The sequence below is a fragment of the Phycisphaerae bacterium genome (assembly GCA_018003015.1).
GTDB lineage: Bacteria > Planctomycetota > Phycisphaerae > UBA1845 > PWPN01 > JAGNEZ01.
Genome location: JAGNEZ010000054.1, coordinates 23315 through 43193 on the forward strand (window position 1 = coordinate 23315; position 19879 = coordinate 43193).

The following is a 19879-nucleotide window of genomic DNA, read 5'->3' on the forward strand; positions in this document are numbered from 1 at the left end:
TGCGGAGAGAGCGGCGGTAGAATACCGCTCACCCCTGACCGGGGTCCGCGGTGTTCTGTGTCGTGAGCGTCGAAAGCACTGGTGGTCGGCATCCACCCCATTCTGGACGGTAGGCCCGCGCACTGCGGCGAGCATCTCGGCGTATTGGAGCACGGGCTGGTCCGGCCGCCGCGGGCGGTTTACTGCGGCGACTGCACGGTGTACGAAAGCGGCTCTTCGGTCGATGGTCGCGGGAGATTGTCTCATGAACCTCGGGGGGCTGGTTTTCGTTGTGGTCTTTCTGGCTGGCACGGCCTCTGGCCCTGGCCAGGCGGCGCCCGCGGCGGTGACCGGCAAGGACGGGGGGGTGATGGTCCTGGTGCCTGCCGGCTCATTCATCATGGGCACCGGTGAAGGCAGGCCTGAGGAGGGGCCGTCTCGTCGGGTGGATCTGCCTGCGTTTTACATCGACAAGACCGAGGTGACCGTCGGCCAGTACGCTCGCTTCCTGCAGGAGACCGGCAGCAGGCCGCCGACGGGCTGGGCGGAGCAGGGGTCGCCCCGGGGCCGCGAGCGGCTGCCGGTCACGAACATCACCTGGTACGACGCCATGGGCTATGCCCGCTGGGCGGGTAAGCGGCTGCCGACGGAGGCGGAGTGGGAGAAGGCGGCGCGTGGGATCGACGGTCGGCGGTTTCCATGGGGCCAGATCGACGAAGTGGCCCGCCGCAACCTGGCGGAGGACAAGGATGTGGTCGAGGTCGGCACCCATCCGGCAGGTGCGTCCCCGTGCGGCGGTCTGGACATGGCCGGCAATGCCTGGGAGTGGACCGCCGACTGGTTCGAGGTCTACCCCGGTTCGGCTGCCCGGTCGATCCACTTCGGCCGGCAATACAAGACTGTCCGCGGCGGCGGCGCGACCTACTTCTACGGTCAGCCGAACACCGGCCGATGTGCTCAGCGGGCGCGCCTGGTGCCGTACGGAGCCCACGACGCGCTCGGGTTCCGCTGTGTCATGGATGTAGATCCGGAGCATCCGGCGTACGATCCGAAGGCGGTGCTGAAGGAGGCGGAGGATGGCCTTCAAGCTTCGCTGCGTGAACCTGCCAGGCTCTCCGACGAACTGGAATACGAGGCTCTGCTGACGACCGGTCGCGTGCCAATCACGATCGTGGGTGAGCCGGGACAGCGGGGGCACGTGCGTGCCGGGTTCCCTCTTCCCGAAGGCAGAATCCAGGAGGGGGCGAGTCTGCGGCTGGTGAAGGCCGACGGAGCGGTCGTGCCCATGACGGCCAGGGCTCTCTCGAGGTGGAAAGACGGTTCGGTTCGGTGGGCCCTGCTCGACTTTGCCGGCGAGGCGGGACAGCCACTTCAGGTGGAAGTCTCCGGCGAGTGTCCGGTCGCCTCCCCGCTTGCGCCTGGTCTGCGCCTTCAGCGGACCGGTGACGTGGTCACGATCGACACCGGCCGCATCGTTGCCCGCCTCACGCCCGCCGATCTTGTTGAGCGGGTAACGATTCGCGATCGTGGTTCGCACGACGGTTCGCCATTGCTCGGCAGGATGAGCATCGAAGCCCAGGTGGATACTGATGGCGTGTCACTCTCATTACACGCTCTTGCTGCAGAGAGGATTCAGGTGGAAGAGGGTGGCGAGCAGCATGCCACGGTGCGGCTGAGCGGCTGGCTGGGTGACATCAACGGCCGGAAGTCGGCCCTGGAGTATGAGCTGCGGGTCCTGGCGGCGGCGGGTTGCGGACGGCTGGGTCTCTTGCTGACCGTGACTCATCTGGCTCCCCGCAGGCAGCCATTCGATGAACCGGCCCCGGTGATTCGGTTGGCGGATCTGGCGGTGCGTTTCGTTCGGGGCGGCGCGCCGGCTCGACTCATCGTCGGCACGGAGCAGGAGGCTCTTGTGCTGCCGGCCGCGGAGCGGACCGAGGTGCTCCAGCCTGATGATCTCAGCTACACGGTTCATCAGCCTGGCGGAAAGGACTATCAGGGCCATCGCCACCCCGGCTGGCTGGCTGTGCAGCTCGAGGAGGGCTGGTGTACGCTCGGCCTGCGGCACTTCTGGCAGAACTGCCCCAAGAGCCTGTTGGTGACGGCGGATGCCGTGGGGGCGAGGCTGTGGGCGGGGAACAAGCCTTTCGAATGGGAGGCCGGCCTGGCCAAGACGCACGAACTGGTGATCGAATGCGCGGCCACGCCGCCGGAGCATGTTGATCTCGATCCGTTGCGGATCACGATGCCTCCGGCGTGGATGTGCGGCACGGAGGCGGCTGGTGGGATTCTGCCCCGAACCCGCGAGGTCATCGCGCTCCTGCCCTACTGGGAATGCTGGCGCGACTCGGCGATGCGGGCCTGGCTCAACGCGATGCCGTTTGGTATGCGCGATTTCGGCGACGCCTACATGGGCGGGCCCTACAAGGGCAAGAACGCCTACGCCGATCTCGAATACGACGTGCACCTGAACTTCATGTTTCAGTATCTGCGCACCGGTGAGACGTGGTATATCGACGTGGCCGAGCCGATGGCCCGCCACCAGGCGGACATCGACGTCAATCACCACAGCGGGCACCCCTGGAAGCACAGTCCCCAGCACACCACGACCGAAGCCGACCTCGGCCACGTCTTCGTGCGCGGCCTGCTTCTGCACCATCTGCTGACCGGTGAACGTCGCTCGCTGGAGGTGGCCATGCGGGTCGGCGACTGGATCGCCGGGAACCTCGAGAGGGGTCAGGGTACCGGCAACGAGCGGCAAATCGGCTGGTCGCTGTACGCTCTCACTGGGCTCTACGAGGTCACCCGCGAGCCGCGCTACCTTCACGCGGCCGAGGCTTTGTGCCACCGCCTCATCGCCGGTCAGGCGTCGACGGGCAAGTTCGCGATCCGCTGGGACAACCGCATCGCCTTCTTCAATGGCATCGCCATGAACGGCATGCTCAGCGTGCAGGCGCTGAACGGCGATCCGCAGCTGGCCGAGGGCATTCTGAAGGTTGCCGGCCGGACCCTGGGGTTCTACCCGGAGTACGCCTGTCGGACGTTGAACGCGTACTGCTGGGCGGCCGGGCGGACGCGTGATCCGCGGTTCATCGACGCCGTGGAGCGCACCTGGCGGAGCTCGCTCGAGTTTCTCATGGACCGCTCGGCCGAGGCTGAGGAGACCCACGCCTGGCGGTTCCCACGGTTCGCCGTCCGGTACAACCTGCTGCCGCTGTTCGACAAGGTGCCCGGCCCGCTGCCCGAGCCGGCCAAGTGGAAGGCCACGCGGTTCAGAAGCGCGGAAGTCGAGGTGTGCCTGCGACCCGCCGAGAAGGGCCCCGCCCCTGTCATGGTCATTCGCGAGGGGCTCGCGGAGGGCAAGGCAGAGCTGCTCGATGGCGCCGGTCGGACGGTGCGGGTCTTCGAGCTGTGCGACGCGGCCCGTTTCTTTGAAGCAGCCGTGTTCACGCTGGCGGGCCAGGACACCTATCGCCTTCGCCTGACCGGGGCGAGGGTCCGGGGCTGGCAGATCCAGCGCGATGCGGGCGCGCGAATGACGGTGCACGATCCCGGCTGCGTCCAGTTGCCCTTTCTGCTTCCTCGGGCCTACGGCTATCTGACCGAGGGCGTCGAGCAGGTGAAGATTCGTTTCGAAGCGGTGGGCGAGGGCTTCCACGGGGTCAGCCTCTACGACCCGGCCGGCAAGCCGGTCGCCGTGGTGCGGCATTTCATCGATTTCCAGGATCCCGGCCGATACGAACTTGAACTCAAGGCTCCGATCGAAGGTGAGGTCGCAGGCTGGTCGCTGCAGATCGACGAGGCCAGGATCCTCTCGATCGAAGGTTTCTCGCCCTACTGGGCCAGTGACCCGGCGGAGCTGTTCCATCCGCGATGAGCTGGCGGTGGGGCGTACCTCCGGGGCTCACGGCCCGACGTGCAGCTTGGTTGCCTCGATGATGGTCTGGGCCACCGTCGCCCTGAAGGCTGCCAGCCGGGTGGGCTCGTGCGTGTAGTCCGTCGTGGTGCGGACCACGTTGTCCGGTACGGCCAGCAGTTGGCCCGCCCGCTCCAGCCAGGCTTTGCGCTGCGGGGTCTCCGGCAGGGTGACGATCTTCCCGGTCAGCTCCTTGAGCCGGTACAAGTATTCGTAGTCCTCGAACCCGTCGCGGATGTTCTCCAGCCGCACGGTCGAGAGTGGTCCGTTGGGGCCGGGGCAGATCAGGCTGCCGTCACCGTTGGCGTAGGCGGTGATCTTCTCCCTGTCGTTGGGGTCCTTCCTCTCGCTGTAGCTGGCCGGGTTCCACTCGGTATACGGCCCCTGGGCGATCGGCCGGCGGTTCGGTTGCCATTCGTTGATCAGGTAGTAGAGGAAGCCGTCGACCTCGTACTTGTAGCTCATCGCGCCGGTGAGCAGCCGCGACTCGATAGCCGGATATTCGATGAACCAGTTCGCGGAGGGGTGGGATGGCACGATGCAGACGTACCACCACATCTTCTTCCTCTCGGCTCGAAGCTGGCGGGCCTCGGCGCGATCGTAGGCATCGGTCAACGGGACCCAGATATCCACCACCTCGCGCAGCCCGGTCCGAGCGCCAAAGGAGCGATCTTGGGCGGTGGTCATCGTCTCCAGCCCCGGGTATCGCCGATGCACGAAGGCGAAGGTCTCCTTCATCTCCGCGAACTTCTCCGCCTGGACCTCGTCGAAGCCGTACACGTAGGCGTAATCGAACAGCCCCTCCTGCTTGAGCCTCTCGACATATCGGGCGAGGCGCTCGGGGTTTTTGGGCTGATCGTGCCGAAACTCGCCGCCGACGTTGAATGCGTTCATGCCCCTGGACACGCCGTATTTCACGACTCCGATGTCCGGTGCGTCGCCGCGGTACAGGTGATCGATGTTCAGACGGTGATCGAGAATCAGATCGTGGTACTTGCGAGCCAGCTCCTCGTTCCATGTTCCGCGATAGAACGTGCGGGTCACGGGCTCGTTGTAGGTGAACGCGTTGGGCAGGTGTCCGCGCCGGGGCAGTTCAAAATCCCACACCCGGACGTTCAGTCGCAGTTCGATCGGGGCCTGCCCATCGGCCTTGACCGTCACCGTGCCCTGATAGTCGCCGGCCGGCGTCCGCGCCGACGTGGCGACGTCGATCCAGAAGGCGACATGCTCGCCGGGCTGGGCATCACCGGTGGTCTGGAAGTCCAGCAGGGGGTCCGGCCACCAGCCGTGATAGTCCGCGTCGTAGCGCACCTGGTCGGCCACATCGACGTGACCGACCAGGGCCACGCTCACCGTGGTGTCCGCACCATCGCCGGTGCGGCTCGCGGACTTGAGCGGCGACACGGTCACCGATGCCTTGGCCAGCGCCGAGAGCACCGGAATCACGATCACCTGGAATCCTTCATGCTCGTTGCGGGCGAGCGAAAGGTCGTAGTGATCGTCGATGGCCCCCTCGAAGGGGAAGTCCTTGATCATGACCTTCTCCATCGGGCCGGCCAGCCCAATGGCGAAACCGGCATTCGGGATCACGGCTCGTGTTCGAGCGTATGACCAGGGTTGGTCCAACTTCAGAGCCAGGTCGGTGACCAACTTCTGGAGCCGCTCCCAGTTTTCGCCGCCGTGCAGCCTTGGATCCGCGGTGATGCGCTCGGCCTCATTGAGCGGCCGCTCGGCCTCAACCAACACCTCGCTGAGCGGGTGGCGCGTGAGGGCGGGACATTGGCTCAGGCCGGCTCTGGTCTCGTCGAACCGCTTTCGCAGGATCGGCACCCTGGCGGCCACTTCCGGCGAGGTCATCGGGTACCAGCACCGGGCCAAGACGGTGCCGGTCGCATCGACCAGGCGCAAGTCAATCCTGCGGATTCGATCGTCATGCAGGGCAAAGGACACACTGCCGTCCGCCCCGACGGTTCCTTCCTGTCGGCGTGTGACTGTCCGGCCGCTGGTCTCGCCGTTCTGTTTTTCCTCGGCCACGAAGCGCAAATCTCCGCCCGAATCCAGCGCCAGCCGGTTCTCGCCCATCGTCACCGGATCGACCTTCCGGAACCGAGCCACGGCTGTTCTCTTCCCCCCGAAGACGATGTGCCCGAACGCCTCGGGTGTCTGGTAGCTGCCCCGAGTCGGTGCCCAGGTGCTCCGCTCCGGCCGCGAACTGTTGTGGCAGAATTGGACCGCCCAGGCGTCTCCCTCCACGGGCATGGACCGGCGCAGCTCGGCGAACGGGATTCTCATGGCCAGTGTCCATCCCTTGTCGTCGGACGCGGTCTGGACCTCGGCGCGGCCGTTCCACTCTCGCCGGCGCTCCCACGCGTCATAGACCACGCCGGCCGAGTTCACTGCGAAGTGGATGAATCGCTGGTGCGAGTGCCAAGGGTCGAGCAGTAGTTCGATACTGTCATCGCGCCAGGTTCTGTCGTCAGGCTGGCTTGCGGCTTGCTTCAACCGGGCCCCGCTTCGCCCCTGGCATCGGAACGCCACCCGCAGGGCCTCGGCTTCGTAGGCGAGGTACACCCAGGTCTGCTCGGCCGCCAACCGCCGCTCCCCCAGCCTTGTGAAACCGGTGACGACCGCCGCTTGTGTCCACGGCGGGCGACTCAAATCGGCACTCACGGGTGAAGACCCCACTTGGGGGATGGTGATGACATGCCCCGCATCGCTCTCCAGCGGACCCGGGTCACCGAGAAGGAGCTGGTTGGAGAAAACGCTCGTCAACAGAACGATGCAACAGGCATGTGGGGATCCTGCTCGGTGCATGGTGGGAGTATAGTGATTCCGCGAGGCCATGGGGAATCCGAGCGGCGGCCGCCGGCCAACGGAGGGCGGCACGAGCCCGCCGCCTCGGCCGCGGGTGCCGCCTGTCGGACGCGCGCTCGGAACGAACTCGAGGTCGCCGGTATTTGTTTCTCATGGAGTCCGTCATCTCCGGCATCGGGGTCAGGGTTGATGCCGGCGTGGCTGCCTTGGGGCCGGGATCGGAGGGGGCTAGGGAGTGGGCTGGTTGGGACCCGGAACCAGGTCATCAGTGACCGGCTTGCCGGTGGCCCGGCGAAGCTGTCCGCAGGCCGCGTCGATGTCCAGACCGCGACCTTTTCTCACGTGGGCATTGACGCCGCGTTCGCGGAGCCGATCGACGAAAGCGTGCGTGATCTGGGATGTGGGTCGCTCGAACGGCAGGCCCGGCACCGGGTTATACCGGATCAGATTGACGTTGCATCGCATCCGCCGGCAGAGGGTGACCAGTTGATTGGCGTGCTCAAGGGTGTCGTTGACCCCGCCGAGAAGGACGTATTCGAGGGTGACTTCGCGGTGTGTCCGCTCGAAGAAGTCGCGGGCCGCGTCGGTCAACTCGGCGATGGAGACGTTGCGGGCCCATGGTATCAACTCCTGCCGCAGCTCATCGGTGGGAGCATGGAGGGAGATGGCCAGATTGACCTGCAGACCCTCGCCGGCCAGCTGGCGGATCCGGGTGGGCAGGCCGACGGTGCTGAGGGTGATGCTCCGAGCTCCGATGCCCATGCCCCATTCGGCGTTGATGATCGACACCGCCTGGAGCACCGCGTCGTAGTTGGCCAGCGGTTCGCCGAGGCCCATGAGTACGATGTTGCCCAGCCGTTCGGGAGTTGCCGGGTCGGCCGCACAGAGTTCGCGGACTCGCATGGCCTGTTCGACGATCTGTCCGGCGGTCAGGTTGCGCTGCAGGCCGTTCAGTCCGCTGGCGCAGAACGCGCACCCGACCGGACATCCCACCTGGCTGGAGATGCACGCCGTGCGCCGCTTGTCGTCCGGGATCAGGACGCACTCGCTGGTTGCCCCGTCTGGCCATGCCAACAGCAGCTTGGTTGTGCCGTCGGAGGCCACCTGCCGCCTGGCCTCGGCTGCGGTATGGATTACCCAGTCCTTGGCCAGCTGTTGGCGCAGGCTTTTTGGCAGGTTGGTCATGGTTGCGAAATCGGCCGCGCCCTGTTTGTAGACCCAGTCCAGCACCTGCCGGGGCCGGTAGGCGGGCAGTTCGCACTGGGCGCAGTATCGACCGAGATCGTCCAGGGTTGCCTCCAGGAGATGTCGGCGTACCGGGTTGTTCATGGTCTCATTGTACGGTCGTCGTGACCAGGGTGCGACACACCCGCTGGGGCGAGGAATGGACACACCCAAGCCGACGGCGATAAGATGCAGGTCGTGCCAGGAAGCAGGTCTGCGATGGTCACCGATCCTTGTCTTGAAGCCCGTCAACGAATGGTCGAGGAGCAGATCCGGGCCCGCGGCGTTGTGGATGAGCGGGTGCTCCGACTCATGGCCGAGATACCACGGGAGCGGTTCATCCCGGCCGCGGAGCAGCATGGAGCGTTCAGCGATCGTGCGGTGCCCCTGGAATGCGGCCAGACGGTTTCTCAGCCCTTCATGGTCGCGGTCATGACCGAGTACCTTGACGTCGAGCCGGAACACCGCGTTCTGGAAATCGGCACCGGCTCGGGCTACCAGACCGCGATCTTGGCACGACTGGCTCGCGAAGTGTACACCATCGAGCGGCTGCCGCTTCTCCGGCAGCAGGCTCAGACCTTGCTCAATTCACTGGACATCGGAAACGTCATCTATCGAACCGGGGACGGGAGTCTGGGTTGGCCGGAGATGGCCCCCTTCGATCGCATCATGGTCACAGCGGCCGCCCCGGATGTGCCGAAATCGCTGATCGAGCAGCTCGCGGAGGGGGGACGGATGGTCATTCCCGTCGGCCAGGAAGGTGAACAGACTCTCACCCTCGTGCATTGCTCGGCGGGCCGCATCGAGGAGACGCCGCGTTTCCTGTGCCGGTTTGTGAAGCTGATCGGCCGGGAGGCGTGGAGCCAGTGAGGTGCCCAGGGCTCGGGGACGGGTGGCATGCCGGGCGCGGGCCGTCACCCTGAACCGCGGCTCCGAGATCAGAAGGCTTGCTGCTTGCCCCTGAGGCTGCCTACTTGAACTGTCGGATGGTCTGGATCACGTAGTCTTGCTGGTCCTCGGTCATTTCGGGGGAGATCGGGAGCGACAGGACTTCCTTGGCGGCCTTCTCGGCCACGGGGCAGGCACCTTCCTTGTAGCCCAGATCTCTGAAGCAGGGCTGGAGGTGGAGCGGCAGCGGATAGTAGATGCCCGATGCGATCCCGGCGTCGGTCAGGTACTTCTGCAGCGCGTCCCGGCGCGGCGAACGAATGGTGTACTGGTGGTAGACAGGCTCACAGCAAGGCAGGACTGCGGGTGTCTGCACGGACGAATCCCTGAGGCCGACGTCGTAGCGTGCGGCGCGCTGGCGGCGGGCGGCCGTCCAGTCGGCCAGCCGCTTGAGTTTCACCCGGAGGACCGCGCCTTGAATCCCACCCAGTCGGAAATTGCCGCCGATGAAGTGGTAGTAGTAGCGCGGATTCTGGCCGTGATCACGGATGAACCGCAGTTTCTGGGCCAGAGCCTCATCGCGGGTGAGGATCATGCCCCCTTCGCCGGCCGCCGACAGATTCTTAGTCGGATAGAACGAGAGCGTGCCGACAATTCCGAAACTGCAGGCCGGCCTGTCCTTGTAGGTGGCCGCGATTGCCTGGGCATTGTCTTCAACCACGTACAGACCATGCCGATTGCCGATCTCCATGATGCGATCCATGTCCGCGCATTGGCCAAACAGATGGACGGGGATAATCGCCTTGGTCTGCGGCGTGACGGCCGCCTCGACAGCTTCCGGGTCGATGTTGAATGTGTCCGGCAGAATGTCGACGAACACGGGTTTGGCGCCGGTACGGCTGACGCAACCGGCGGTGGCGAAGAAAGTAAAGGTCGGAACAATGACTTCGTCACCTGGTCCGATGCCAAGGGCCATGAGTGAGGCGAGGATGGCGTCCGTCCCGCTGCTCACGCCAATACCGTGAGGGACACCGGTGAGGGTGGCCAGTTCGGCTTCCAGAGAGGCCACATCGGGGCCGAGGATGTACTGCTGTGAGTCAAGTACGCGGATGACGGCGGCGCGGACCTCGGATTCGACCGACCGATACTGAGCCGCAAGGTCAAGGAGTGGCACTTTCATGGTCGACAGTATCGCCGCATCGTCCGCCGATCACAACAGCCGCGGATGTCGGTCGGTGTCGCCTAGTCCGGGCCGCACAGACAGGTGAGAGCGAGTCAGCGAGTGCAACGCGTTGCTCGTACGGCGATCCTCGAGATGATGAATGCTGACCTCGAGATGGCGAATGCTGATGCGATCGAAGATGAAGGATCAGAGGTGGGGGGCGCAAAAAACTTCCGGGCCAGGACTCATGTCCCATCCCGGAAGTGCGCCACGGCTAAGACAGCCGAGAATCGGGAGCGTTACTGCTCTGGGGGCGAATATAGCACGCTTTTCGCCGCCATGTCAACCAATGCATCGGCGAAACGGTCACGGATCATGAATGCGCTAACATCATACTATATATAGAGTTATGAAGATAGCGAGTTGGCCCTTTACGACCCCGCGACGCAAGTGCCGCTGGCGTAGGAGGTTGCTCTTCGGCAAAGAATCTGACAAAATCTGCAAAAAGCTGGTCGAGCGATATTACCCATTGTTGGGTATTCACATCTGGCGGGAGCGGGTCGGTTGGGAGCTGCCGGCGGCGTGTCTTGCCGGCTGAGTTGTCGAGGGGCCAGGAGGTGCTGGCATGCTTCGCGACATCCAAGTCTCGCTTGCCTTGGTGGAGTGCCAGGGTTCCTGGCTGGTCAGCCGACGCGCTCCGGGACGGGTTTTCGCCGGTCATTGGGAGTTTCCTGGCGGCAAGGTCGAGGGAACGGAAACGCCGGCGGCAGCGGCGGTTCGGGAGGTGTGGGAGGAGACCGGCCTGAGGGTCGTTGCGGTGGGGGACGTCGGGCAGGTAGCAACGGAACATGACGGACAAAGGGTGGTCCTTCACCTGGTTCGGTGTCAAGTCGTGGAAGGCTCGCCTACGGTGTGCAGTCCGGCCATCGATGAGGTTCGCTTCGTTTCGCTGAGTGAGCTGGCCGCTCTGCCCATGCCGCCAGCGAACGGCGAGATTGTCGCCCATTTGTCTTTTTTAGACAGGAAATAGGTTTTTGCTTTATGACCGATTCCGCGAGGCGATTCTGGGGATGACTGTTGGGCATGGGGCGTGGTCGTGTTCCAGGCAGACATGCCCGCACGCCTCGGTTTCGCGGACGGCGTTCGGGCATGCCAGGTGGAGTCCTGCACGGAGTTTGGCCCGGCGATCAGCCGGGGGCCGCTGCGGCGGTCGGAGCCATGCCGGCTTTGGCCAGGGTGGCGTTGATCTTCTCGCCGAGGGTTTCTGCGGTGAAGGGTTTGACCACGTAGTTGTTCACCCCGGCCTGGATGGCCTCGATCACCCGCCGCTTCTCCGCTTCGGTGGTGACCATGATGAGCGGCATCTGCTTGTCGGTCTCGCGGATTTTGCGGACCAGGGTGATGCCGTCCATGTTGGGCATGTTCCAGTCGACCAAGGCCATGTCGGGTTTGCTCTCGCCGATCATTTTGAGGGCCTCGACTCCGTCGGCCGCCTCGACCACGTCTTTGAAGCCGAGTTGGGCCAAGACGTTCTTCTGAATATTCCGGATCGTCCGCGAATCATCAACCAACAGGATCTTCATGGTCCACCTGCTCCTGGTTCAGACACCAACCGTCCCTGATGCCTCAGGCGCCCACCCCCGCTGGAACGGGTGCGGCGCTCACCGCGGCCGGCTTCTTCTCAACCACCAGAACGACTTCCACAGCGAACCGTCCCAGCGACGAATCGCAGGGCAGCGAAAGTCGCGGAGCGATTCTTGACTGAGACACGGTATGCTCCTTGCCAATGATCACGCTGGGCAACGAGATGCTCAGGTTGAGACCTTCGAGGTTTGCCTTGGCGTGACCGGCCACCATGTTGGCGAGTTCGCCGAGTGCGTCGGCGAAATCGGGGTTTTTTTCATCCATCTCGGCGCCGGCGAATTTACTGGCGGCGGCGGCTGCGGTCCGCGTAGGGAAAGACAGCACCACGCAGCCGCTGGCATCGCCGGACAGCCCGATGACGGCGGAGACATCGGCGTTAGCCTCATCGTGTTCCTTGATCACCGGTTTGCTGACGATGATGTCCGTCGCCAGCATAGTCTTGAACACGTTTTTCACAGACCCGATGAAAGGGTTGATGAATCTGACGTCCATGATCCCTGCCTCTTCGTTGCTGGGAGCCTTCCCAAACCGGGTACTTCGCGGGATACGCACCACGGCCACCCGAACGCTGTATCGGTCGGAACCCGAGGCTCCATGAACATGGACCCGCTCAGTTTTCCGCCGGGTGATGAAACGGTTGGGAAACGTCCCGTAACTGCGTCGCTTCCCTTTTCGGATCTCGAGCGGACGGACAGCCGGAGACAACGCCGGGACGGATCGCCGGTGTCGCTGCCTGCGGTGGTCTTGGGGCGGTCGCGCTCCTCAACCGCGGGCGGACGTTACGGGACCTCCGCGGCGCGGAAGATGTCATGAGGATGCTCCGGCATGCTCACGGTTCGCGTGCAATGGGATTCTCGCCGCCGATGCGGAGCGTCTCGAATCCCTCTGGCGGAGGACCGCGATGAAGTCCACTTGTCCAGCGAGGTGACCGGGGGTAGTCTGAATGCCGTGGTCCATCGGAAACGTGGATTGAGGCTCGAGCTGACGGAGTGTACGGATATGCGACTGATCGCGCGGGCTATGATGGTGGGTGGTCTTTGCTCAGTGGTGGTTGTCCTGGCGGGCTGCGATTCAAGAGATGTGCCCACCAGCCAGAGCGTGACCGCGGATCAGGCGGCGTCCAAGCCGGGCAGCCTGGCGGCCCCGGCCAGGCTGAAGATTGCCGACCGGGTGTCGTGTTCGTCGCTGGTCCAGATCAAGCAGCCGCTGGAGGCCGTCGCCAAGTCGATTTCCGAGATGGGCTATCCATACATGGATCTGTCCTGTCTGTCGTGGGCCCCGCACGCGTCGGTGGTCGAGATGCGCAAGGACTTCGAGAAGGAGGCCGGCCGGGTTGAATCGGTGCTGGCGGCCAACCGCTTGAAGGTGTCCAACCTGACGCTGGATGCGGTGGAGATCAAGCCGTACGCGGAATACGAGGAGGATTTCCGGCTGGTGGTGAAGCTGGCCGCCCGGCTGAAGGCCCGGTTGATCAACATCATGGCTCCGTCCAAGGGAGCTGATTGGGCCGACCAGGTCAAGAAGCTGAAGGCCTTGCAGGCAATCGCGGCCGCGTCGGGTGTGATTCTGACCGTCGAGACACACGCCAACCAAGTCACGGAACTGCCGGCCGATGCTGAGAAGCTGTGCAAGGAGGTACCGGGCTTGGGCCTGACGCTCGACCCCAGTCATTACTACGCGGGCCCGAACCAGGGCCGGAGCTTCGATTCCCTGTACCCGCTGGTGCAGGGCACCGGTTTTCGGGCCGGGGGGATGAGTTGGGATACGATTCAGATGCCGTGGGGCGAGGGGCCGATCGATTTCGCGGGCATCGTGGCCAAGTTGGAGGCGGCGGGGTACCGGGGTTTCTACGTGGTCGAGTACCTGGAAGGCTTCAACACCCTGGATCCGCTGGCTGAGGCGAGCAAGTTTCTCGCCTGGGCGAAGGGACTGTGAGCTTGGCCATCGACGGTCGCAGGAGGGTCCGGGTCGTTCGGCTGTGCGGGGCGCAAAAACAGAGAGCATGATCGGGTGGAAGAGAACTCCACGCCGCTGCTCTCTTTGTTCCGCCTATTTCCCGCCGGGTTGAATACTGCTGTGTAATCCTATCGATCAAAACAAGCAGAAAACAATAGTCATGGATGTGGGTAAAAACCCCGATTGTGATTTCCTGGGGCCGAGAGCTGCGGGTCTCCTCGACGATCGAGCGGGTGTCCCGGATTGGTTGGAGACATCGAGCTGGCGGGAGAGGGCATGGCCGGGGCGGCGGTGTTTTCGCTCGGAAGTGCGGCCGCGGCTGTCATCGGCCGGTGGTGATCCGGGGGCCTTCTTCCTGAGCTGACCAGGCGCTCAAGTTGCCGTGGCGAGCGACATAGTCCTGCCAGAGTTCGAACCAATAGGCGAGGAACTGGTAGGGCTGCCAAGCGGTGTAATACTGGCGGAGCGCGGCGGGGGTAAACCGGCGACGGGGATGGCGGGCTTTGAGAAGACGGAGCATTTCGGTGTCGACGGCCAGTCGGTCGTAACGCCCCAAAATCATGCAGAGGTTGCTGGCTGCGTAGTCGCCGACACCGCGGATGCGGCGGAGGCTGCGGTACAGTTCGTCGGTCGGTCCGGCGAAGTGTTCCAGAGCGGCCAGGTCGGTCCGGTCCTCGGCGATGTCGACGGCCAGGGCGTGCAGGTAGTCGGCCCGGTAGCCCACGCGGGCGATCCGTTTGAGGTCGGCCGGACCGGCGGCGGCGAGGCGGACCGGGGTGGGGAAACCTCGCCCCGTTCCCTGACCGGTGGGTATGCCCCAGTGTTCCACCAGCTTGGCGATCATGGCCACGGTCTGCCGCCAAGCGACGTTGCAGGTGCAGATGACCTTGACAATGTCCTCGAAGAGTGTGGCACTGCGGAGCAGCCGGCCGAAACGCCTGTCGGCGGCGGGGCGATGGGATGGCGAATCAAGGCAAAGGGCGTGGAAACGGGAGAAGTCCTCGTCGAGCCGGAGCATCCGGCGAACGGCGGTCCGGACGACCATCGCCTGTGGCCGTGACAGCCTGGCGGTCAAGGTCACGAGCAGTTGCCTCTTGTCCGACTCGCGGACGGCGACGGCCACGGCGGCGTCCTGGTCGAGGGTGATCGCCGTTCGCAGCGTACGGGTTGCCGGCTCCCACGCGTTGGGAGCCAAGACGAAGAAGCCGTGCGAGCAGACGGCGGTGCCGAAGTCGAAATCGGGCGGCGCGGCCAAGGCGATTCGCATGTCAAGAAGGTAGCGGCGGGCTCGAGGTCGGGCAACGCTCTTGCCATGGGGGGCAAACGCGGCTATCACACCGACGTGGACATACAACAGCGAATGAGGGAGATCCTGGCCCGCGAGGCAGCGGCCATTACCGCGGTGAATGTGACTGCCGAGTTCGAGCGGGCGGTGCGGGCGATCAACGCCTGCGGGGGCAAGGTGCTGACCACCGGGATGGGCAAGGCGGGGCACATTGCCCGCAAGTTCGCCGCCACGCTGTGTTCCACGGGGACGCCGGCCGCCTACATTCACCCGGGCGAGGCCGCCCACGGCGATCTGGGGCTGGTGGACAAAGATGACTGCATCGTCGCGTTCTCGACCAGCGGCAAGACCAACGAAGTCATCGAGATGCTCGATCTGGGCCGGCACCTGGGTCTCGAGACGATCATCGGCATCACCTCGCATCCCGACTCGCACCTTCGCGATCTGGCCGACATCATTCTGGACATGGGTATCGTCGAGGAGCCTTGCCCGCTGGGTCTGACGCCGTCGGCGAGTATCGCGGTGATGCTGGCGATCAGTGACGCCATCGCCCTGGCCCTGATGGAGCTCAAGGGGGTCACCAAGCACGACTACGGCCTGCGGCATCACGGCGGGTACCTAGGGCGGAAGGCCCGCACGGACAATCTGTGAGCGGCGATTTCTCACCCCGATAGTCGGCCCTGCACCCCGCGTTGCCCCCGGGGGATCACGCGGTCATGGCAGGGTCGCGCGGGTTCGCGATGCTGTGTCGAGAGGGGCGTGCATGAGTCTTCAGCAGGATGCGCGGGGAGACGCGGTCAGCAAGCCGGGATCGACCGGTGGCCGCTACCTGGTCACCGGTGGTGCGGGCTTTCTGGGGGTCAATCTGGTGCGGTACCTCCTCGCCCGAGGGCACCAGGTGGCCTCGCTGGATGTGGCCCCGTTCGATTACGCCGATTGTCGCGACCGCGTCGAGGTTCACCTCGGCGACATCCGGCGGCCGGAGGACGTTCGAAGGGCCGTGCGCTCCGCGAGATGCGTGGTTCACGCCGCGGCGGCCTTACCGCTGTACAAGCCCGAGGACATCTTCTCGACCGATGTGGATGGCACGCGGAACGTGCTTCAGGCCGCGCTGGAGGCGGGCGTCGAGCGCGTCGTTCACGTCTCCTCGACCGCGGTGTATGGCATCCCCGACCATCATCCTCTCCGGGAAGATGATCGCAAGCAGGGCGTGGGGCCTTATGGGCAGGCCAAGGTCGAAGCGGAAGAGGTCTGCCTCGAGTACCGCAGACGCCACGGCATGTGCATTCCGATGGTGCGGCCCAAGTCATTCATTGGCCCTGAGCGGCTCGGCGTGTTCGCCATCTTCTACGACTGGGCCCACGAGGGTCACGGTTTTCCCATGATCGGTTCGGGGCGTAATCGCTACCAGCTTCTCGACGTGGAGGATCTCTGCGAAGCGATCTACCTCTGCTGCGTACTGGACGGTGAGCGGGTCAACGACGTGTTCAACATCGGTGCGGCCGAGTTCACCACCATGGGCGAGGATTTTCAGGCGGTTCTGGACGAGGCCGGTTTCGGCAAGAAGATCAAGCCCTTTCCGGCCCGTCCGCTCATCTGGACCCTGCGACAGCTGGAGCGGCTGGGGCTCTCGCCGCTGTACAAGTGGGTCTACGAAACGGCCTGCGAGGATTCGTTCGTCTCGATCGAGAAGGCCCAGCGGGTGCTGGGATTCCAGCCCCGATACTCGAACAAGCAGGCTCTGGTCCGCAACTACCGCTGGTACCTGGAGCATCTGGACCAGTTCGCCGGCACCTCAGGCGTATCCCACCGCGTTCCCTGGAAGCAGGGTATCCTACGGCTGGCGAAGGTTTTCTTCTGACTGGCCGGGCCGGGAGCTGTCGCCGGACGGCGGCCGGGGCGACAGGCACAACTCGTCGAAAGACACGACGAAGTTGCGTTCGGCGAGATCTCCCGCCTTGCTGTGCAGACCAAGCCGGGCGTAGGCATCTTGAGTCATGGCCGACCAGTGCAGGCACTGCGGATCGCGCGGGGTGTGATAGCTCTGCATGTAGCCGCCGGTGAAGACCCGGGTGATGGCGTACCCGCAAGGGTACTCCTTGGTCGAGGCCGTCTCGACGTACGGGAGGTTGCCCGTCTCCTCCGGCCAGTAGCCGACGTAGTTGCGGTGCAGGTGACCCGCGAAGACGCCGGCGATCCGGCCATGGGCGCGGAGGAGGGGGGCGAGCTTCCGGGCGGCGTTGGGCGAGACGCTCGGGGTCTTGCCCGTGGCGAGGTCGATGGTGTGCGCGGCCCCGCTCCCGTAGATCTTGCCGAGCAAACCGCTTCCCAGCTGGAGCAGTTCCTCGGTCAGGGCTTCTCCCGAGGCCCTTTCCAGCTTGGGCAGGATGGGGCGGTGCAGCAGCACGAAGGTCCACCGGTCTGCATGATCGCGAAGGTCCCGGGCCAGCCAGTTCAACTCGGCGTCCAGGACCGGATCCTTGTCGTTCACCATCGGTTCGGTGTCGAGAATGACGAGATGGATGTCCTGATGGTTGAAGCTGTACCAGGGCTTGGCGAGGCCGAATGTCTGCAGGAAAGGGGCGGCCGCGTCGTGGTTGCCGTGGACGACGCGATAGGGACGAGTCAGTCGATCGAAGAGCTGCCTGGCCTGCGGGAACTCGTTGGCGGTCGATCCGTCGGTGAGATCCCCTTTGATGATGGTGAAGGCGGCGCCGCGGGCATTGATTTCATCGATCGCGGCTCCGACCGCCAGGCGCCAGAAGGGCCGATTGGGCTCGGGCCAACGTGTGCCTGGGCTGATGAGCTTCCCGCGAAGGCTGAGCCGGGCGACGATCTGCTGGCCGACGTGCGTGTCGGTCATCGTGGCGAAGGAGAACAGCTCCTCGCCCGGCGGCGGGATGAGTGTGGTGAACTGACCGTTGGCCTGACCGGTCGTTGCGTCGTGCTCGACCTGGCAGGCGTAGTCGTATCGTGTCCCCGGCCGCAGGCCCCGGAGTTCGCAGTGCTCAAACCGCCGGGAAGAGGACGCAACCGGAGTGCCGCCCGCCTGGCCGGACCCGCCGGGGGGCATGGGCCTTGCGATCCGGTCCAGGCGCTCTCCGTGTTTCCCATAGCGGATGATCGTCTCGGTCGGCCGATTCGTTTCCCAGGTGAAGACGGCCGTCGTATCGGTGACGGTCGTGAGCATGAACCGGCTGACGGCGACTTCGGGTGTCGAGGGTGAGGTGGCGGTATCGTCCTGGCTTGGCAGGGCCGTTCGTGAGTTGCGCTCCTGGCCTGAGGCCGCCGACAGCAGGAGCGAGAGAGCAACTACCATCCACCCGCGGAAAGGCCACGGGCGTTTGACTTCGGAACGTTTCGCCATGATGGGTATTGTATACGACCCAAGCACGCCGGGACGAGACACGGCGGTATCCCGAGACCGGATGTCGACACCCGCCACCTCGTGACTCACGTCTATCCGCACCTGCACGATGCCGGCTTACGAGCGGTGACGTTCAGACTGGTGATGCAATCGGCCGGCGTCGTGCCATGCGGGAGCTGCTCGGCGATGCTCTTGTAGAGTGGATCTTGGAACCCGGTTATGGCCCGGATGTAGTCGCTCTTGGGTTCGAGCACGATGTCGCCCAGACCGGCCCCGCTGCCAGAGCCGCGAGTCTGGGTGGGTCATCGAAACCGACATGAATCACCCTCGCCTTGCCGTGGAAGATGGGGCATGTCTCATGAGCATGCCCGCAGACCGTGACCACGAAATCGAAAGGCACATCCTTCAACTCAGCCACGTTCTTCGAACGATACCCCGAGATACCCACACCCGCTTCGGCCATGACCTTCACGGCGTTCGGGTTCAGGCCGTGGGTTTCTATACCCGCCGAGCAGGCCTTGAGGTCATCACCCTTGAGATGGCGCGCCCAGCCCTCGGCCATCTGGCTTCGACACGAGTTGCCGGTGCAAAGGAACAACACTCGTAACCTGCGCATGTTCTCCTCGCGTCGTCATCAGAGTAGCGTTCTTGCCGCCGCGGCATGCGGCCTACTTGGTACGCCTGACCAGCAGAGCCACCTCCGCCACGCGGCGACCGAGGTTCCTGGCGGTCGCGGTGCCGAATTCGTCGCCGCTGATGCTGTCCTTGCCGTCGTTGACCAGTGTGCCGCCGATGTGAGCACTGGGCTTGCCGTCGCCGACCACGATCATTTCCTGGCACAACAGGGCCGCAAGGACGGATTGCGTGGTCAACTCCTGGCCGCCGTTGCGGGCAGCGCCGACCGCCAACACGCCGCCGACCTTGTTGCTGAGCACGAAGTTGTTTTTGCGGAACACCATGCAGCGGTCGATGAACGCCTTGCACAGCGAGCTCATGTTCCCGAAATAGACCGGCGTTCCGACGACAATGCCGGCCACCACGGGGCTGCCGAGCTTTTCGGTCAGTGCCGGGAAATCGTCCTTCTCGCCCGGCTCCAGCGGCATGCCGGCCGCCACCCCGCCGGGGATCTTGAAGCCGGCCAGCTCGATCAACTCGACCTCCACATCCGGCGACACCGCCTTGGCGGCATCCAGGCAGATTTGCATGGCTGCCGCGGTCGTCTTGCCCTTGCGGGGGCTGCAACACACCCCGACGATCCTGATCTTTCCCGCGGAAGTCCCCTCGGCGGCATGGGCGGTACCGGCACTCGCGATTGCACCGGCAGCCACCGCCGTTCCAGCGACCTCCAGGAATCCCCGTCGTGACCAGTTCTGTTTCATCGCATGTCTCCTTGGAAGAAGTCAATGTTCACACGTTTTGGCGCGCCCGGTCGGTCAATGGGCCGTATACAACAGACACAACCCGCCGAGCAGAACCAGGACGCCACAGACCTTCTTGAGGATCACCGCGCCCTTGGAGTGCTCGTTCCAGTCCAGGTATCGCTGCACCATTTCGGTCGACGTTCCCGCGGCCACGATCACCGAGCAGTGCCCGATGCCGTACACGAGCAACAACGCCGCGCCATAGAGAGCGTTGGTCGTCGCG

Annotated in this window: 16 protein-coding genes; 6 read left to right on the forward strand and 10 right to left on the reverse strand. The window is 64.6% G+C overall.

All coding sequences use genetic code 11. The features are described 5' to 3' along the window. Window positions 1–244 precede the first annotated feature (244 nt). On the forward strand, window positions 245–3856 hold the full coding sequence (locus KA354_19105; GenBank protein MBP7936755.1) for an SUMF1/EgtB/PvdO family nonheme iron enzyme: 3612 nt from the start codon (window positions 245–247) through the stop codon (window positions 3854–3856). Window positions 3857–3883: 27 nt separating this feature from the next. Here KA354_19105 and KA354_19110 read toward each other — a convergent pair whose 3' ends face one another. Together KA354_19110 and rlmN are read right to left on the reverse strand one after the other, a co-directional pair. Then, the gene (locus KA354_19110; protein MBP7936756.1) at window positions 3884–6667 is read right to left on the reverse strand and encodes a DUF4091 domain-containing protein; all 2784 of its coding nucleotides are present in this window, start codon (window positions 6665–6667) and stop codon (window positions 3884–3886) included. 270 nt (window positions 6668–6937) lie between these two features. Next, window positions 6938–8038: a 23S rRNA (adenine(2503)-C(2))-methyltransferase RlmN gene (rlmN, locus tag KA354_19115; protein ID MBP7936757.1), complete on the reverse strand. Its 1101-nt coding sequence runs from the start codon at window positions 8036–8038 to the stop codon at window positions 6938–6940. A gap of 114 nt (window positions 8039–8152) precedes the next feature. Here rlmN and KA354_19120 point away from each other — a divergent pair, with 114 nt between their 5' ends. Then, the gene (locus KA354_19120) at window positions 8153–8803 is read left to right on the forward strand and encodes a protein-L-isoaspartate(D-aspartate) O-methyltransferase (GenBank protein ID MBP7936758.1); all 651 of its coding nucleotides are present in this window, start codon (window positions 8153–8155) and stop codon (window positions 8801–8803) included. Window positions 8804–8903: 100 nt separating this feature from the next. On the opposite strand, the gene KA354_19125 is transcribed toward KA354_19120, so the two are convergent. Beyond that, entirely contained in the window at window positions 8904–10001 is a 1098-nt protein-coding gene (locus tag KA354_19125) for a DegT/DnrJ/EryC1/StrS family aminotransferase (GenBank protein ID MBP7936759.1), read from the reverse strand. 607 nt (window positions 10002–10608) lie between these two features. On the opposite strand from KA354_19125, the gene KA354_19130 reads away from it, so the two are divergent. Beyond that, window positions 10609–11013: an NUDIX domain-containing protein gene (locus KA354_19130; GenBank protein MBP7936760.1), complete on the forward strand. Its 405-nt coding sequence runs from the start codon at window positions 10609–10611 to the stop codon at window positions 11011–11013. Window positions 11014–11170: 157 nt separating this feature from the next. On the opposite strand, the gene KA354_19135 is transcribed toward KA354_19130, so the two are convergent. Further along, window positions 11171–11566 carry a response regulator gene (locus tag KA354_19135; protein ID MBP7936761.1) on the reverse strand — a complete coding sequence of 132 codons (396 nt, stop codon included), beginning with the start codon at window positions 11564–11566 and terminating at the stop codon, window positions 11171–11173. A 43-nt stretch (window positions 11567–11609) separates the two neighbouring features. Beyond that, entirely contained in the window at window positions 11610–12119 is a 510-nt protein-coding gene (locus KA354_19140) for a chemotaxis protein CheX (protein MBP7936762.1), read from the reverse strand. A 333-nt stretch (window positions 12120–12452) separates the two neighbouring features. Here KA354_19140 and KA354_19145 point away from each other — a divergent pair, with 333 nt between their 5' ends. Then, window positions 12453–13562: a sugar phosphate isomerase/epimerase gene (locus tag KA354_19145; GenBank protein ID MBP7936763.1), complete on the forward strand. Its 1110-nt coding sequence runs from the start codon at window positions 12453–12455 to the stop codon at window positions 13560–13562. A gap of 343 nt (window positions 13563–13905) precedes the next feature. On the opposite strand, the gene KA354_19150 is transcribed toward KA354_19145, so the two are convergent. Next, window positions 13906–14850: a hypothetical protein gene (locus KA354_19150; GenBank protein MBP7936764.1), complete on the reverse strand. Its 945-nt coding sequence runs from the start codon at window positions 14848–14850 to the stop codon at window positions 13906–13908. A gap of 75 nt (window positions 14851–14925) precedes the next feature. On the opposite strand from KA354_19150, the gene KA354_19155 reads away from it, so the two are divergent. After that, the gene (locus tag KA354_19155; GenBank protein ID MBP7936765.1) at window positions 14926–15519 is read left to right on the forward strand and encodes an SIS domain-containing protein; all 594 of its coding nucleotides are present in this window, start codon (window positions 14926–14928) and stop codon (window positions 15517–15519) included. A 112-nt stretch (window positions 15520–15631) separates the two neighbouring features. Further along, window positions 15632–16729 (forward strand): NAD-dependent epimerase/dehydratase family protein, encoded by a 1098-nt coding sequence (locus KA354_19160; protein MBP7936766.1) that lies wholly within the window; start codon window positions 15632–15634, stop codon window positions 16727–16729. Here the strand turns inward: KA354_19160 and KA354_19165 are convergent. The 4 genes from KA354_19165 to KA354_19180 form a co-directional block, all read right to left on the reverse strand. Further along, window positions 16703–18235, reverse strand: a complete 1533-nt coding sequence (locus KA354_19165) for a metallophosphoesterase family protein (protein MBP7936767.1) — start codon at window positions 18233–18235, stop codon at window positions 16703–16705. The genes KA354_19160 and KA354_19165 overlap by 27 nt on opposite strands. Before the next feature lie 217 nt (window positions 18236–18452). After that, a complete protein-coding gene (locus tag KA354_19170) occupies window positions 18453–18851 on the reverse strand; it encodes an arsenate reductase ArsC (protein ID MBP7936768.1) in 399 nt (132 codons plus the stop codon). A gap of 52 nt (window positions 18852–18903) precedes the next feature. Continuing rightward, entirely contained in the window at window positions 18904–19497 is a 594-nt protein-coding gene (locus KA354_19175) for a flavodoxin family protein (GenBank protein MBP7936769.1), read from the reverse strand. A gap of 171 nt (window positions 19498–19668) precedes the next feature. Next, the coding region (locus KA354_19180; protein MBP7936770.1) for a cytochrome C biogenesis protein at window positions 19669–19879 on the reverse strand (211 nt) is incomplete at its 5' end.

Excerpts from the sequence above, each read along its gene's own strand:
- KA354_19105 (MBP7936755.1), top strand. The coding sequence starts at position 245 with ATGAACCTCGGGGGGCTGGTTTTCGTTGTGGTCTTTCTGGCTGGCACG.
- rlmN (MBP7936757.1), bottom strand. The coding sequence starts at position 8,038 with ATGAACAACCCGGTACGCCGACATCTCCTGGAGGCAACCCTGGACGAT.
- KA354_19120 (MBP7936758.1), top strand. The coding sequence starts at position 8,153 with ATGGTCACCGATCCTTGTCTTGAAGCCCGTCAACGAATGGTCGAGGAG.
- KA354_19125 (MBP7936759.1), bottom strand. The coding sequence starts at position 10,001 with ATGAAAGTGCCACTCCTTGACCTTGCGGCTCAGTATCGGTCGGTCGAA.
- KA354_19130 (MBP7936760.1), top strand. The coding sequence starts at position 10,609 with ATGCTTCGCGACATCCAAGTCTCGCTTGCCTTGGTGGAGTGCCAGGGT.
- KA354_19135 (MBP7936761.1), bottom strand. The coding sequence starts at position 11,566 with ATGAAGATCCTGTTGGTTGATGATTCGCGGACGATCCGGAATATTCAG.
- KA354_19140 (MBP7936762.1), bottom strand. The coding sequence starts at position 12,119 with ATGGACGTCAGATTCATCAACCCTTTCATCGGGTCTGTGAAAAACGTG.
- KA354_19145 (MBP7936763.1), top strand. The coding sequence starts at position 12,453 with ATGCTCACGGTTCGCGTGCAATGGGATTCTCGCCGCCGATGCGGAGCG.
- KA354_19150 (MBP7936764.1), bottom strand. The coding sequence starts at position 14,850 with ATGCGAATCGCCTTGGCCGCGCCGCCCGATTTCGACTTCGGCACCGCC.
- KA354_19160 (MBP7936766.1), top strand. The coding sequence starts at position 15,632 with ATGAGTCTTCAGCAGGATGCGCGGGGAGACGCGGTCAGCAAGCCGGGA.
- KA354_19165 (MBP7936767.1), bottom strand. The coding sequence starts at position 18,235 with ATGGCGAAACGTTCCGAAGTCAAACGCCCGTGGCCTTTCCGCGGGTGG.
- KA354_19170 (MBP7936768.1), bottom strand. The coding sequence starts at position 18,851 with ATGCGCAGGTTACGAGTGTTGTTCCTTTGCACCGGCAACTCGTGTCGA.